This is a genomic window from Enterobacter sp. RHBSTW-00175 (assembly GCF_013927005.1).
Classification (GTDB): domain Bacteria; phylum Pseudomonadota; class Gammaproteobacteria; order Enterobacterales; family Enterobacteriaceae; genus Enterobacter.
This window is the reverse complement of the sequence record NZ_CP055930.1, coordinates 3,351,934-3,367,428: the sequence shown is the minus strand read 5'-3', so window position 1 is coordinate 3,367,428 and position 15,495 is coordinate 3,351,934. Positions and strand designations below refer to the sequence as shown.

Here is a 15,495-nt window from a genome sequence, read left to right as displayed (position 1 = left end):
CCCGATTGTAAATACGTCTGTTTTTTCAACATTTACCCTCATTCTGCCCTCGCGCTTCCCGCTGCGAAAAGGCTTAGCTGCATTTAAGTAACGCCCGCTGTTTTCTGGCGCCAGGCTCCTTCACTCTATGGCGAAGACTGGCAGACAACAGGAAGACGGCGTGGCAGTGCAATTCCCCCGCTTACAGCACATCTCTCGCAATATCACCGGGATCAAACTTGAACCGATAGTTGCCCTCTCTACTTCGCATACCGTGGGTGCGGAAGTGCTCAGCGTGTTATCTCCCCACCAGCAAAGCGAACGTTTTTTTCAGCGCCAGTCGGCGGTTCAGTCGCTTATGTTGCTTGAAGCACAGCTCTGCACGTTAAAAAACGCCCTCAACTGCAATAACCTTTTTATCAATCTGCCGATAACCGTATTAACGGTAGGCAAAGCGTTTCACCAGCTGATGCAGCTGAAAAGCTCACCACTCAATATTGAGATTGTCGAGCCGGCGTCTTTCTTCAGCCTCTCTTCCGGGCAGCGTGAGTCTGTTACCCACCGCTTGCAGCTGTTAAGCAGGCAGGGTCACCGCATCTGGCTGGACGATGTTGATGAAACCGTTATCCAGCCGTTTTTATCCTGTCGGTTACCATTATGCGGCATCAAAATAGATAAAGTCGCGTTCTGGCGATTACGTGCCACACCTGCGTTATCCAGGCTGGTTAGCCTTTGTTCGCAAATTGCCGGACACGTGCTTATCGAAGGTATCGAAAACGACCAGGATCGTGCGTATGCATTACAGGCAGGAGCAGGATTAGGCCAGGGTTATCACTGGCCTTGCTGGTATTGGCCGGAGGACTAGCCCGTCATCGCCAGGAGGGAAGCTATGCGAATGACAGTACGCCGCTACAGACGGCGTCGGACAGGAAGTGATTCACCGGGATTTACACACTCGCCCTATCCTCCCCCCTTTTTCGACCGTCTTGAGTTTTTGAGCCAGTCAATTAACCGGAATCAAAAGACACACGCGCCTTTTATCATTCTGGTCACCCAGGATAACTTCCTTCGTACCGGTATTCTGAACGGAAACACCCCGCTCAGTAACTGCTGTGATTGCGAAACGCTGGAAGAGGCGTTCAGCGCGCTCGGCCACTGGCCATCCGCCAGGTTGCTTGTGGATATCGAAAGCCGGGCCATTACCCTTATCGACATGCTGGACAGGCTAAGAAGGCAGAGCCTCTACTCCCCTTTTCTGATACCTCATTTACTGATCAGGGCGGATGATTACGACACCCGGCTTTTTTGTCGGGCCGCCGGGCCGTTTCACGTCCTGGAACGGCAGCTCACCGCGAAGGCCATGCAACAATCTCTGCTGGATGCCACAGTGCCGGTGAGCATGAAAAAAGAGTGGTTCTGCCGCAATGAATGGCCCGTACTTCAGTATTTGTCCCAGGGTCTATCACTGCGGGAAATAGCCGACTTACAACATCGGCCTTACAGCCGGATCATTTATCGTCTGAACTGCATCCTGAAGAAACTCGGTTTAAATCATCGTCAGGAACTCCTGCACCTGCTCAATAACCTGTCTGAGTTCACGTTTTAACTTATCCACTAACCCATTAATTCCTAAAGACCTTTAGGAAATCACTTAAGTTAATTGTCAATATAGCGTGTTTTTTTAACATAACTGTCGAAATTACAACTATTCCTAATTTATCCACTTCAACAACGTGAAACACCACAAAAACCTGAACCGGCAGTTCTTTCAACCAAGCGTTAAAATAATAGTGATTCCGTTAATAAGATGATAATGATGTAAAAACAAGCAGATTAGAGAGGAAGGCATCAATCTGGCAGCCGAAAGGACAGCATATCCTGCTGTTCAGTCACAATATTTTCCTGAAGAGAGTCGGTGCTTGTTGTTGACGACACTACGGCTTGCATAGGGGATCGCTTCACTGACACCAGAAAAAATGGCGCTGTGTGTTGGATTTATTTTTTAACAACCGATCAACATATAGAGAAATATGTCATTTTTTGTTATTACATAAAGATGTTGCATTGCTGTACAGGAAATATAAGGTGATTTCACCTAAATTTAAATTAATAGCCATTAGCTTCCAGAAGATAATACATCACAACACGGAAAATATAATTTACAGGCTTTTCGGAGAAAGCTTAAACGGTATAATAAGACGTGTTTCAAATATGAATAAGAAAACACCTTTTGCCACCATCAGCCAATTTAACAATCCGCGCTGAGGCAATGAATTTGTCACTACGTTAACAAGGATGCTTTCGCTCTTCCAGGGAATTACCACCGTATAAGGATCTGTATAATTATCCTTCCGGCTTTCCGAGAGTTTTAGCAAAACTCGGCACAACGCTTTTAACAATCTGAGGCATAAAAAATGAAACCGGCATCCGTTATCATTATGGACGAACACCCTATTGTCAGAATGTCGATAGAAGTCCTGCTACAGAAAAATAAAAATATCGTGGTTAAGCTCAAGTCAGGTGACAGCCATGAAGTTCTTGATTGTATACGCAACCATGCGATTGATCTGGTGATCCTGGACATCGAACTACCCGGGACTGACGGATTCGCATTACTCAAAAGAATCAAAAACTTAAACAAGGACATAAAAGTTCTTTTCCTCTCCTCAAAATCAGAGGCGTTTTACGCCGGGCGCGCCATTCGCGCCGGAGCAAATGGTTTTGTCAGTAAGCGGAAAGATTTAGGTGAGATCTATAATGCGGTTGAAATGTTACTGACGGGATATTCATTTTTCCCATCCGAAACATTAAACTTTATAAATCATCTGGGAGCACACAAAGGAATGGATATAGACATGCCGTTATCAAACCGGGAAGTGACGGTACTGAGGTATCTGGCAAATGGGTTATCGAATAAAGAAATCGCCGAGCAACTCTTGCTCAGCAACAAAACAATAAGCGCTCACAAATCCAATATTTATTCTAAGCTAGGCGTGCAAAGCATTGTTGAATTAATTGATTACGCGAAGGCCCACGAATTGCTTTAACCTGAATTCACTCCCTGCAACTTATGCGAGTTTCAGGGAGTGCGGTCAGTCTCAATTATAATTAATCATGAAGGTCGCATCGGCATCTGCCCTGCCTGGCTGGGGGTTATCGGCCGTGGCAATATAATTGGCATAAAACGACAGCTGTGCATTTCCCTGGGCATCTACCGCCACCGTCTGACTGGCCTGCTGCAATGCCAGACGTGTTTTATCCCGATCGCGGATTTCCACCGCAACATTGCTGGCCTGGCTTGAATCATTCAGAGCCAGTAAACCACTATCACTCCCGTCCTCTTTTCCTGAAAAGGTAATCGATGCCGCGCCGGGCGGGCATCCGGTCAGCTTCAGCGTAAAGGGTACCGGCTGCGTCCGGCTGCCGGTGGTGCTGAGTTGTTTTGTCGGCCAGGTGCCCAGCGTAACGATTTTGTCGCTATCGCTGCCTTCCGCGACACAGGTGAAATCCACAATATTGCCATACAGCTCAATGTTGATTTCCCCCAGTGCCGTGGCTGCATGGGCGTTTGCGTGAACCAGCGTTACCAGCAGCAGTGCTTTACTCCAGCGTCGCATTGCGCCTCCTTTATTCATAATCCACGCGCAAATACCCGCGAGAGGTAAAACGCCCTTCGGCAGGTTTATTGCCCGTAATACTGACCGGCCAGGCTCTGATCCCCACCTGCGCCTGAGCGCTGTCATCCAGACGGAACGGAATTTTGCTGGTCAGGTTGTTGGGCGTCAGCGGGGTGCCACTTTCTGTAGCAACCACAAACCCCAAATCGGGGTTATCGGAAACCAGCGCGTTGCCAGAGGTTTGCTCAGCTTCGATACGCATGGACAGATAAGCATTGGCTTCCACATTGGTGCATTTGATGGCAATTGTTTTTGTCTGTGGCGAAACCTTGTCCGGGCGATTTCCGGCTCCTGCCTGGCTAAACAGCGATGCACCGATTTCGCCAAAATCAAATTCCACCACCTTTCCGGCATTAATTTCGCAGCTTTGCGGCACCTGGATCGTGCCACTGTAGCTGATGGTGTAAACCGGCGTGCTGAGCGGGTCGGCCGACGTGGTGGTGACATAGACCCTGAACATGGTCTGCTGCGGGATCACCACCATATTGATAAACCGACGCGTCACCCTGAGGCGAAAGACCAGCTTAGAATCCGTCACCGGAAACGCTTTGTTGTTCGGCACGTTAGGGTGCTGACCCATCTGAATATATTTCGCTGGTGGATAAAACGTCCCGGCGTAATCATCGTGGATCTGCATCGCGCCATCCAGATAGTCGTTCAGCTTCACATACTTGTAGCTGTCTATCTCGGTGGTGATGGGCAAGTCCGTGACGTAGCTACGCATGGTCGATTTACCGGAAGTCCCCTTCGGGCAGATAGCGCTCACCCCGACCAGCCCGGATTTTTGCGCCAGGGTGACAATCTGCCCTGGCTTGTTGTTGGAGCTGTCAAAGACGTTTGAGAGATCGTAGGAGATGTCCTTCGCGACGCCGTCCGCATTCTGACACACCGTTGCCCACGCAGGCAGCGCGCCGCACAGCAGTACCGCGCCCAATAGCGTGTGGGGAAATTTCATCATTGAGTTCCTGTTATCGATCACAGCTCGCCCCCGCCATCGTAATGGCCTGGTTCTGGCTATCTGCGGGTAAGCGGTAGTGCGCGCGGCACCGGGATTGCATTCCGTCGCCCCACTGGATCAACAGCTCCCCTTCCAGCGGTAATCCGCTGAGGTAAATCTGTCCGTCATCCCCCACCATGCTGGTGACTCCGCTTTGGGTTTCGCGCACTACGGCACCAAACGGCACAGGTTGATCGCCGCGTCTGACGGTCAGTAACGCGCGAACGCCGATCCGGGCATCAAAGCTGGCACGCACCAGCGCGCCTCTTGTAGGGACCACGCTGCTCACGTTGTTTTCGATATCGGTATTGTTGCTCATGGTGTTGGTATCCAGCGCCACACGGTTGTAACGATAGACCGTGGCATACGGCATTACCGCGTAGCCTCGCCAGTCGGTTTTCACCCCGGTCTGGTTTTCTACGCTCACTCCGGATGCTCCCGGGGCTTTGATCAGGACGTTGGTATCCCCCAGTGGCTGGCTGAAGGTCACGCCATTTTCGTGGCCCACGATGCCGCCAGAAACCTGCCAGTTGAGATCGTGCTGATCGCGCGCGTAGTTATAGCCCACCCCCAGCGTGCCGTAGGTTGCTTGCCAGTTGGCGCTGGCACTTCCGCTGGCACCATTATTGCTGGTATGCCCCTGGGTCACGCTGTAGTTCAGGTTACGGTCTTCAAGTAACGTGCCGCTGATCCCGGTTTGCCAGCTGCTTTCACCGTCATTGTTACGGCTGGCTGATGCTGTGGCATAAGCCCGGTCAATGGCGTTATCGCGTCGATAACCGTGGCGAGTGAACAGGCTGAAAGGAACGGAGACGTTAAACGAGGCGATCCGGTCTGTACCGTCGATCCCCACCGCTTTATTCCACGACCAGGAGACGGAATAGCTGATGCCCTGAATGCCACCCGCGTAGCCAAGCTGATACCAGACGTTTGATTCGCTGGTTCCCCAGTAACTTTGCTGGCTGCCGGAGACATACAGCGACCCGTAATCCCCCAGCGACTGAGAGATATTGAGCTGGAAGCGCCCTTTTTTATTCCACGTCAGATTGTGATAGCTCTGCACATCCGGTACGCCGTCGTCATCCTGGCTGTCGCCGTATTGATAGCCTTCCATCGAGCGCCAGGCCACATCATCCAGGGTGTAAAACCCTTTTGTGGAGTAGCGATAGCCGAGCAACTGAAAGTTGGTGCCAAATCCGTTCAGGGATTTTGCATAGAGGAAGCGCAGCGACTGCCCTTCGTGACGGCTGTCATCGGCAAGCTGGCTGCGGGCGTGTGTCAGATCGAGCGATATCGCCCCCCAGTCACCAAGGTTTTTCCCGGCACCGATGGCCAGCGCCGTGTAACGTGATGCCAGCTGCGTGCCGCCGTAGAGCGTGTAGCCGTCGGCAAGACCGGTAATTAACGTCCCCTGGGTAAAGAACGGCGTATCCTGTTCACTGTTTCCGCTGCGGTAGTCTCCCGCCACCAGGTCATACTTCCAGCGACCTTCACGCTGAAGCTGCGGTACGGTGGAATACGGCACCGTGTAGCGCTGCTGGCTACCGTCTTTTTCTTCTACCGTGACCTCCAGGTCACCGCTGGATGAAGTGGGGTTCAGATCGCTTATCGCAAAAGCGCCGGGCTGGACATAACTCTGGTAAATCACATACCCGTTCTGGCGAATGACCACTTTCGCAGGTGTACGGGCAATACCGCGCACGGTTGGCGCGTAGCCCTGAAGGCTGTCCGGGTACATGCTGTCAGAAGAGTAGAGCCGCCCACCGCGAAAACCGATGCTATCAAACACATCGTTACCGGTATTGCTGTCACCCAGTACCAGCTCGCTTTTGAGGGGAATAATGCTGCGCTGCGCCCAGGTACCAATATTTTCCCAGTTGCTGTGTCGTTCACCGTTGTTTTGCGAATAACGCCACGCGCCGTTGTTGCGCAGACGCCAGGCACCGTAGTTCAGCCCGCTTTGCAGATTCAGATAATAGCTGTCGTCGTCGCTGCCCCGGTTACCGGTAAAACTGTAATTGAGCAGCGCGGCGGGGATCCCGTCATCCCACTGTTCAGGGGGAATGTAGCCGCGTACGCTGTTCTGCATCGCCACCTGCGGCAGGCTGACGTTAAGACGCAAAGAGGCAAAGTTAAAAACGACTTCGCTGCCGGGAAGCGCGGTGGCGAGCGGCGCGCAGGCATCACCCTGCACATCAGCCAGTTCCGGGAAGGCGGCAATATTGACGCCAAACCGGTCAAGCATGGCGTGCGTGACACAAGCCGAAAGCCCGCCCGCCACCGGCGGTGTACTCCCGGTTGCTTTCTCAAAGCGCACATCCTGAGTGCCGATAAATTCGTCGTTGCGCCAGATATCCACACGATAGACGCCAGGAGCCTGCTGATGCCCTTTCTCAAAACGCGACAAATCCGCCACGCTCGCGCTGTCATCAGACAAAAACGCCGGATTAAAGTAACTTTCGCTAAAGCCGGTTTGCGGCCAGAGTACGGTCATCAGCGCCAGAGCCACCGGACAGACACGCCATTGATAAGTCTTCATCGCCCCGACTCTGCTCACAGCTTAACGCTACGCGCCGGCGTAATGGCGCCGTAATCATTTACGCTCTGCCAGGAAAGGACACCCCCAGCCGCCGCAGGAAGTGCTTGCTGTGCCGCGTTTTTCGGGGCAATCATCAGATTTTCCAGGCTCTGCCCGCCGAGGGTTAAATTGACCAGCGTGATGTAATACGGCGAAGCATTACTTACCCTGAGCTGATTGCCGATACGCTCAAAGCGGAGTTGCGAAAGCGCCTCTTCCGGCGGCATCGCCAGATTTTTAGGCCGCACAAACAACTTGATGCGCGATAAGATGGCCAATTGCAGGACGTTATTGCCCTCCAGATGGGATTTATTCACCGACGGGATAGCCTTCACGTTCATATAAAACAGCGATTCGCGGTCAGCGGGCAACGCCGGGCCGGCGTAAATAATCCGCAGCGTGTTTTCGCTGTCTGGCTCGCTGACAAACAGCGGCGGCGTAACGGCGAACGTTTTCTCTTTTTGTCCGCTGGCATTTTCAATCCACGCGTTAATTAAATACCGCTCTTGTTTATTACTGTTGGTTATTGCAAGTGACGTTTGTTTCGCCTCTGCCGGATAAATAACGCGCGTGGCCCCCAGAGCGATACCACCGGAGGCATTTGCAGATGTCGACACCAGCAGCAAAATAAGTGAAATAATCAGTCCTGGTTTAAATAGGGTGTTCATCACAACAATACCTTTCGTTATTTGTTCGCAGGTGCAGGTGCGTCAGGGATAAATCAACGTGAACCAGACATCCGACTGAATACGGCCTGGTACAAGGTGTTCGGAAATTGCCCGATAACGGGCGCTGAAATGAAAAGCCAGCTCGCGAGCATCTATCGCTAAGCGACTGACGGTCGTTTCATTAGGGATAATCTGGCGCTGTTGTTCGTCAAAAAGTGCCAACCCTACACCACTGCTGACGGGCGTCTCTCCAGGCCGGGAGGTTGCCAGAAATACCTGCGGATCTTCAGCGGGCGTTACCCCCTGAAACTGAATGGCCACCACGCGCGAGACATCCACGCGACAGTCCAGCAGCCGCACGGTGAAAGGGATATTCACCGTTGAAAAACTCCCCACACCGGAAAACGCATTAGTACGGTATTGCCCCATGTCGATGCGCATATTCTGGCTGTCGGGCGCAACGGCGCAGCCACCATTTACCAGCTCACCGTTGAGGTGAACGCGTCCGCCATCCACTACCACGGTATGTGCCATCACTGATGGCGCAACAGAACAGGCCAGCAGCAACAGTATCCCAGTCCAAGTCATCCTTCGTTCCCGGCTTTAGCGTATGACGGGCCTCATCCGTGAGGCCGTGAACCTCCCTGTTAAACAGACTTATTCGTATTTCATCACGAACGTTGCATCCGCATTTGCCTGACCCGGCTCGGTGACGGCTGCGGTTGCTTTGTAGCGTGCGGTGAAGCTCAGGGTGTTAGTCCCTTCAATCAGGCTCTGCGCTGCAGAGAAGGTCGCCCCATCTGGGGTCAGTGTGGTGGATTTGCTGTCGAGGATCTCGATACCAACGCCTTTGGCAGAGTTGTCGTTGTTACCGGAGGTCACTGCCAGCAGGGTTTTGTCTGTGGCATCCAGTGGCCCAGTGAACGCAACGGCTGCGGTTTTCGCCACCAGCGGATCGCAATCATTCAGAACGATGTTGAAAGGAATATTTGAGGTGGTGTCACCAATTTTAGTGAATTTCGCCGTGCGATATTGGCCAAGATTAACTGTCTGTTCGGAAGAGTCAGTATTCACTGAACAGGCCGCATTCACTAATTCACCTTTAAAATGAACTGTACCGCCATTAACGGAAACAGGTGTCGTGGTATCTTCTGCATGAGCGGCACCGGCAACCAGCGCCAGTGTAGCAATAACGGTAGAAGCAATATTGCTGAGTTTCATAGCTATTCCTTTAAATATGTAAAATACCCTTCCCGAGGATATCGGGAATAAAAAAAACACAATCAATTGGTTAAATTGAATGATTATTTCAGAGGAAACAAAGTAGCTCATGAATGTATTTTAAAATATGTCAAAACGCTGCGATTTAACCAGGTCACATCCTAATCCGTCCTAAGAAATTGACCATGCGTTGATCAGGGCTTTGAGGCCAGTGAAGGAAATCTCGCAAAGGGTGACTGACAGCGGCGCTCGCTTCTGACAAAATATAGGCAATCCCCCTTTCAAACGTTACAGACGGAATCTTCTCTCTGATGGCAGCAAAGATTATTGACGGTAAAACGATTGCGCAGCAGGTGCGCTCTGAGGTTGCGGAAAAAGTGAAGGCGCGTAAAGCGGCCGGACTTCGCGCCCCTGGGCTGGCTGTTGTGCTGGTTGGCAGCAACCCGGCATCGCAGATTTATGTCGGCAGCAAACGCAAAGCGTGTGAAGAAGTAGGCTTCCTCTCCCGCTCTTACGATCTGCCGGAAACCACCAGCGAAGCGGAACTGCTTGAGCTAATTGACACCCTGAACGCCGATAAAGAAATTGACGGTATTCTGGTTCAGCTGCCGCTGCCTGCCGGCATCGACAACGTGAAAGTACTGGAGCGTATCGCACCAGACAAAGACGTCGACGGTTTCCATCCGTATAACGTCGGCCGCCTGTGCCAGCGTGCGCCGCGTCTGCGTCCGTGTACGCCTCGCGGTATCGTTACGCTGCTTGAGCGTTACAACATCGACACTTACGGCCTGAATGCCGTGGTGATTGGCGCATCAAACATCGTTGGCCGCCCGATGAGCATGGAATTGCTGCTGGCGGGTTGCACCACCACGGTTACTCACCGCTTCACCAAAAACCTGCGTCATCACGTTGAGAACGCTGACCTGCTGATCGTGGCAGTCGGTAAGCCAGGCTTTATTCCAGGCGAGTGGATCAAAGAAGGCGCAATTGTCGTGGACGTGGGTATTAACCGTCTTGAAAGCGGCAAAGTGGTGGGCGATGTGGTTTACGAAGATGCCGCCGCACGCGCGTCTTACATTACTCCGGTGCCGGGCGGCGTCGGCCCGATGACTGTTGCCACATTGATTCAGAATACATTGCAGGCGTGCGTTGAGTATCACGACGTAGAGGAAGCGTAAAATGGCCACATTTTCATTAGGTAAACACCCGCACGTTGAGCTATGCGATCTGCTGAAGCTGGAAGGATGGAGCGAAAGTGGCGCACAGGCAAAAATCTCTATTGCCGACGGGCAAGTAAAAGTGGACGGCGCAGTGGAAACCCGCAAGCGCTGCAAGATTGTCGCGGGTCAGACCGTGAGCTTTGAAGGTCAGAGCGTTACCGTTACGGCCTGAGCCGTCTGATGCCCTCACCCTAACCCTCTCCCACCGGGAGAGGGGATAAAAAATCCCCCAAACACATCACGGTTAATTATCGATCAACTTCAAAGAATCACTATTTCATCTGTCGAAATGTGAAATTTAAGTTGCACGATTTTCATCCTTTCCTCACGATAAGTAGAACGTTCTACTAAAACGTTCTACTTACAATAACAGCGCCAAAATAGGCGCTACTCGGGGGAAGATCAGCATGAGTCTGATATCAGGGTTTGTTAAATCGCTGTCAAAGTTATCGATGATTGGTCGCGCATTAATGCTGCCAATTTCACTGCTTCCTGCCGCAGGTCTGTTGCTGGCCTTCGGGGATAAATTCCACCTGCCGCTGATGATGAACGCAGGCGGCGTTATTTTTGATAACCTGCCGATGCTGTTTGCCATTGGCTCCGCCGTCGGTCTGGCGTCGGAATCTGGTATTGCGGCGCTGTCTGCGGCGGTATCGGTGTTTGTCACCAACATCACCATCAGCACGGTACTGAGTATCACGCCGGAAATGGCCTCCCAGGGCGGAAAATACGCCATGGTCGTGGGCATTCCGACGCTGCAAATGGGCGTATTCGGTGGGCTTATCTGCGGTATTCTCGCCGCGTGGTGCTACAACCGTTTCCATACCATGCAGTTGCCGGAGTTCCTCGGTTTCTTCTCCGGTAAACGCTTTGTGGCGATTGCGACGGCATTCCTGTCGTTTTTACTCGGCCTGCTGCTGCCGTATATCTGGCAACATATTCAGTCCGGTATTGATGCGCTTTCTGTTGTTGTTAACGGCGATAATCAGGCGGCCTCGACCTTTATCTTCGGCCTAGTTGAACGCGCGCTGATCCCACTCGGCCTGCACCACATCTGGTATCCGTCTTTCTGGTACTCGTTCGGAGATTACACCAACCAGGCGGGCCAGGTTATCCACGGCGACCAGACCATCTGGTTCAAGATGCTGGAAGAAGGGGTAAAATCCTTCAGCAGCGATACCTACCAGAACGCCGGTAAGTTCATGCAGGGTGAGTTCCCGCTGATGCTGTTCGCACTGCCTGCGGCATGTCTGGCGATGTATCACGAAGCTCACACCAAAAATAAAAAGATTGCTGCCGGTATTCTGTTCTCTGCGGCGCTCACCTGCTTCCTGACAGGGATCACCGAGCCGGTTGAATTCACCTTTATTTTCGTCGCCCCGATTCTGTACGTCTTTAACGCCATCATGGCGGGTCTGGCCTATATGACGATGTACCTGTTACATGCACATATCGCCAAATCTTTCTCTGCCGGCTTTATCGATTACCTGTCGTTTGGGATCCTGCCATCGTTTAACGGCTATAAGACCAACTTCCTGAACGCCATCATCATTGGCATTCCAATGGCGCTGATTTACTACTTCACGTTCCGCTTTGTTATCCGTCGTTTCGACGTGAAAACACCGGGCCGTACCGAAGTGACCGCCAACGCCGATGATAAATCTGATTCCGAACTGGCAACCGAGATCATCAGCCTGCTGGGCGGGGCGCATAACATCGACTCCGTCGGTTCCTGCATTACCCGCCTGCGTCTGGAAGTGTCAAAAAGTGATGACGTGGATAAAGACGGTCTTAACGGACTGGGGGCTCGCGGTGTCGTCTTCGTGGGCGACAACGGTATTCAGGTGATTTTCGGTGCCAGAGCACAGTTTATCGCCCAGACCATGTCCACGATGATCGGCAAATAATAAGATGCCTGCACGACGCGTCTCCTGTAGTCTGGGAGACGCATTGTTGTATCTGGCTGATAATTGGTAAATTTCAGGGAGCGGTTTTGAAGAAAGTCAGCATCATTGATGTCGCAAAACAGGCGGGTGTCTCGGTTTCGACCGTCTCACTGGTATTGCGCCAGAAAGGGAAAATCTCAGAAGCCACCATTGAGAAAGTCCATGCTGCCATCAATACGCTTGGCTATGTGCACAACACGGCCGCGGCCAATCTTCGCGCTAACACCTCCAACCTTATTGGCCTGATCCTGCGCGATTTTAGCGACAGTTTTTCCATCAAAGTGATGGCGAGCATTGTTCAGGAGCTGGAAAAACAAGGATACATGGTTTTTCTTGGCCAGCCGCTCAACGATCATGAACATCTGGAGCGCAGCCTGCTTTCGTTTAAACAACAGGGCGTTGCAGGTGTTATTTATCTGGCGTCGGATACCCGCACGTCGACATTACCCCCTCAGATCCGTGATTGCGCGTTACCGCTGGTTGTGGTGTCCCAGTCGCTGTTGAATGAGCCCTGCAATCTGGTGATGCGCGATAACCGCCAGGCGGCGAACCTCGCCACACGCTATCTTATCGAGCGTGGGCATCGCAATATTGCCTATATTGGCGGACGTGAAGGTTGCCTTATCCGGGAACAGCGTTTGCTGGGATTTCGCAGCGCAATGGCCCAGTACGGCCTGGTGAATCGTGAGGAGTCCACTCCCGCCTGTAGCGACGACACCCAGGCGGCGAGTTTTGTCACCCGCCAGCTTCTTGAGAAGAACAACACTATTACCGCCCTGCTCTGCCACTCGCCAGACGCCATGATCGGCTCGATTTCAGGCATTCATCATGTTGGCCGCACCGTCGGGAAAGATGTGTTTTTAACCCAGCAGGTCGCACTGGTGGGTTTTGAAGATATGCTGCACGTCAATCTCACCTCGCCGTCGTTCACCTACGTGTCGTCAGCCAGCGAGGAAACCGGGCGTCAGGCCGCCGGGTTGATTATCCGCAAGCTCAAAGAGCCGGAACTGCAAACCCAGCGGATCACCCTTTCCGGGCAGCTTATTGCGAGGGAATCGGCGTAAAAAAGCCGGGAGGCGCTGACGCTTACCCGGCCTACGGTCATGATGTTGTAGGCCCGGTAAGCGTCAGCGCCACCGGGCGTTACGGACCTACTTACGACGCCAGGTCGTGCCCTGCGCGCCATCTTCCAGAATGATACCCATCTCGGTCAGACGGTTACGCGCCGCATCTGCCGCTGCCCAGTCTTTTGCCTGACGCGCTTCCAGACGAGCTTTGATCAAGGCTTCAATCTCTGCCACTTCGCCGTCGTCCGCCTGTGCACCGCTTTGCAGGAACACGTCAGGCTCCTGCTCCAGCAGGCCAAGCACCGAAGAGAGCTTACGCAGATGGGACGCCAGCGCATTGGCCGCGGCCATATCTTCTGATTTCAGGCGGTTCACTTCACGCGCCATATCGAACAGCACGGAGTAAGCTTCCGGGGTGTTGAAGTCGTCGTTCATCACCTCAACGAAGCGCGCCTCGAAGGCTTCACCACCGGCTGCTGCCACCGATTTGTCGGTACCGCGCAGTGCTGTATACAGGCGCTCCAGCGCAGAGCGGGCCTGTTTCAGGTTCTCTTCGCTGTAGTTCAGCTGGCTACGATAGTGACCGGACATCAGGAAGTAGCGCACGGTTTCGGCATCGTAATATTTCAGCACGTCACGCACGGTGAAGAAGTTGCCGAGCGATTTCGACATCTTCTCGCGGTCAACCATCACCATCCCGGAGTGCATCCAGTAGTTAACGTACTCGCCGCCGTGCGCACAGGTAGACTGCGCAATTTCGTTTTCGTGGTGCGGGAACATCAGGTCAGAACCACCGCCGTGGATATCGAAATGGTTGCCCAGCTGTTTGCAGTTCATCGCAGAACACTCGATGTGCCAGCCCGGACGGCCTTCACCCCAAGGAGATGGCCAGCTTGGTTCACCCTCTTTGGACATCTTCCACAGAACGAAGTCCATCGGGTTACGCTTCACGTCAACGACGTCAACGCGCGCCCCGGCCTGCAACTGATCCAGATCCTGACGGGACAATTTGCCGTAAGCCGGATCGGTCGGCACAGAGAACATCACGTCGCCGTTATCCGCCACATAGGCGTGACCACGTTCGATCAGCTTCTCAGTGATGTCGATAATTTCATGAATATGGTGGGTTGCACGCGGCTCGCTGTCCGGGCGCTGAATATTTAATGCATCAAAGTCTTTATGCATTTCAACGATCATGCGATCCACCAGCGCGACAAAGCTCTCGCCATTTTCATTAGCGCGTTTAATGATTTTGTCGTCGATGTCGGTGATGTTACGCACATACTTCAGGTTGTAGCCCAGGAAACGCAGGTAACGAGAAACCACGTCAAAAGCAACAAAGGTGCGGCCATGGCCGATGTGACAGAGATCGTAAACCGTAATACCACACACGTACATGCCGACTTCCCCGGCATGGATAGGTTTAAATTCCTCTTTTTGGCGCGTCATTGTATTAAAGATTTTTAACATCGAAGATTCCATGTAAACACGTGTGTGGACGAAAACCGGGTATTCTACCCGTAATTCAAACCCGAAGCAGCACACAATGCAAGGTGATCGCATCCTGTGGTTATGCTATAACAAGCCCCTATATGTGACCCGAATATGGGTTGACGCACCACAATAACGGAACAGGATGCAAAAATGGTTACTTTCCACACTAATCATGGCGATATCGTAATCAAGACTTTTGATGACAAAGCGCCTGAAACAGTTAAAAACTTCCTGGACTACTGCCGCGAAGGTTTCTACAACAACACCATCTTCCACCGTGTGATCAACGGTTTTATGATCCAGGGCGGCGGTTTCGAACCTGGTATGAACCAGAAAGAAACTAAAGAAGCTATTAAAAACGAAGCAAACAACGGTCTGAAAAACACTCGTGGTACGCTGGCAATGGCCCGTACTCAGGCTCCACACTCAGCAACCGCGCAGTTCTTCATCAACGTGGCTGACAACGACTTCCTGAACTTCTCTGGCGAAAGCCTGCAAGGTTGGGGCTACTGCGTATTCGCAGAAGTGGTTGAAGGTATGGACGTTGTTGACAAGATCAAAGGCGTTTCTACTGGCCGCAGCGGTATGCACCAGGACGTTCCTAAAGAAGACGTTGTGATTACAAGCGTGACCGTCAGCGAGTAATTC

General features: G+C 52.4%; 15 protein-coding genes. 8 read left to right on the top strand and 7 right to left on the bottom strand.

What is annotated here, in order from left to right; all coding sequences use genetic code 11:
* Positions 1-127 precede the first annotated feature (127 nt).
* The 3 genes from HV107_RS15950 (at position 128) to fimZ (ending at position 3,026) form a co-directional block, all read left to right on the top strand.
* On the top strand, positions 128-844 hold the full coding sequence (locus tag HV107_RS15950; RefSeq protein WP_182059911.1) for an EAL domain-containing protein: 717 nt from the start codon (positions 128-130) through the stop codon (positions 842-844).
* 24 nt (positions 845-868) lie between these two features.
* A complete protein-coding gene (locus HV107_RS15945; RefSeq protein ID WP_182059910.1) occupies positions 869-1,585 on the top strand; it encodes a LuxR C-terminal-related transcriptional regulator in 717 nt (238 codons plus the stop codon).
* Positions 1,586-2,393: 808 nt separating this feature from the next.
* Positions 2,394-3,026 (top strand): fimbria biosynthesis transcriptional regulator FimZ, encoded by a 633-nt coding sequence (gene fimZ / locus HV107_RS15940; protein ID WP_182059909.1) that lies wholly within the window; start codon positions 2,394-2,396, stop codon positions 3,024-3,026.
* Positions 3,027-3,077: 51 nt separating this feature from the next.
* Here the strand turns inward: fimZ and sfmF are convergent, their stop codons facing one another.
* From sfmF to fimA, 6 genes are all read right to left on the bottom strand, one after another.
* On the bottom strand, positions 3,078-3,596 hold the full coding sequence (gene sfmF / locus HV107_RS15935) for a fimbria assembly protein (RefSeq protein WP_182059908.1): 519 nt from the start codon (positions 3,594-3,596) through the stop codon (positions 3,078-3,080).
* Positions 3,597-3,606: 10 nt separating this feature from the next.
* On the bottom strand, positions 3,607-4,614 hold the full coding sequence (gene fimH / locus HV107_RS15930; RefSeq protein WP_182059907.1) for a type 1 fimbria D-mannose specific adhesin FimH: 1,008 nt from the start codon (positions 4,612-4,614) through the stop codon (positions 3,607-3,609).
* Between the two features lie 10 nt (positions 4,615-4,624).
* A complete protein-coding gene (locus HV107_RS15925) occupies positions 4,625-7,192 on the bottom strand; it encodes a fimbrial biogenesis usher protein (protein WP_182059906.1) in 2,568 nt (855 codons plus the stop codon).
* 14 nt (positions 7,193-7,206) lie between these two features.
* The gene (gene fimC, locus HV107_RS15920; RefSeq protein WP_182059905.1) at positions 7,207-7,899 is read right to left on the bottom strand and encodes a type 1 fimbria chaperone FimC; all 693 of its coding nucleotides are present in this window, start codon (positions 7,897-7,899) and stop codon (positions 7,207-7,209) included.
* A 42-nt stretch (positions 7,900-7,941) separates the two neighbouring features.
* Complete coding sequence (gene fimI / locus HV107_RS15915; protein WP_182059904.1) at positions 7,942-8,487, bottom strand: type 1 fimbrial protein subunit FimI; 546 nt, start codon at positions 8,485-8,487, stop codon at positions 7,942-7,944.
* A 69-nt stretch (positions 8,488-8,556) separates the two neighbouring features.
* Complete coding sequence (gene fimA / locus HV107_RS15910) at positions 8,557-9,120, bottom strand: type 1 fimbrial major subunit FimA (protein WP_182059903.1); 564 nt, start codon at positions 9,118-9,120, stop codon at positions 8,557-8,559.
* A 311-nt stretch (positions 9,121-9,431) separates the two neighbouring features.
* Between fimA and folD the strand changes: the two genes are divergently transcribed.
* The 4 genes from folD to malI all read left to right on the top strand — a co-directional run bounded on the left by folD (position 9,432) and on the right by malI (position 13,350).
* Positions 9,432-10,298: a bifunctional methylenetetrahydrofolate dehydrogenase/methenyltetrahydrofolate cyclohydrolase FolD gene (folD, locus tag HV107_RS15905; RefSeq protein WP_182059902.1), complete on the top strand. Its 867-nt coding sequence runs from the start codon at positions 9,432-9,434 to the stop codon at positions 10,296-10,298.
* A gap of 1 nt (position 10,299) precedes the next feature.
* Entirely contained in the window at positions 10,300-10,512 is a 213-nt protein-coding gene (ybcJ, locus tag HV107_RS15900) for a ribosome-associated protein YbcJ (RefSeq protein ID WP_182059901.1), read from the top strand.
* 235 nt (positions 10,513-10,747) lie between these two features.
* Positions 10,748-12,247: a PTS transporter subunit EIIC gene (locus HV107_RS15895; RefSeq protein WP_182059900.1), complete on the top strand. Its 1,500-nt coding sequence runs from the start codon at positions 10,748-10,750 to the stop codon at positions 12,245-12,247.
* Positions 12,248-12,333: 86 nt separating this feature from the next.
* On the top strand, positions 12,334-13,350 hold the full coding sequence (malI, locus tag HV107_RS15890) for a Mal regulon transcriptional regulator MalI (protein ID WP_182059899.1): 1,017 nt from the start codon (positions 12,334-12,336) through the stop codon (positions 13,348-13,350).
* Between the two features lie 87 nt (positions 13,351-13,437).
* Here the strand turns inward: malI and cysS are convergent, their stop codons facing one another.
* A complete protein-coding gene (cysS, locus tag HV107_RS15885; RefSeq protein WP_014069197.1) occupies positions 13,438-14,823 on the bottom strand; it encodes a cysteine--tRNA ligase in 1,386 nt (461 codons plus the stop codon).
* A 174-nt stretch (positions 14,824-14,997) separates the two neighbouring features.
* Between cysS and ppiB the strand changes: the two genes are divergently transcribed.
* A complete protein-coding gene (ppiB, locus tag HV107_RS15880) occupies positions 14,998-15,492 on the top strand; it encodes a peptidylprolyl isomerase B (protein ID WP_014069196.1) in 495 nt (164 codons plus the stop codon).
* Positions 15,493-15,495: the final 3 nt, after the last annotated feature.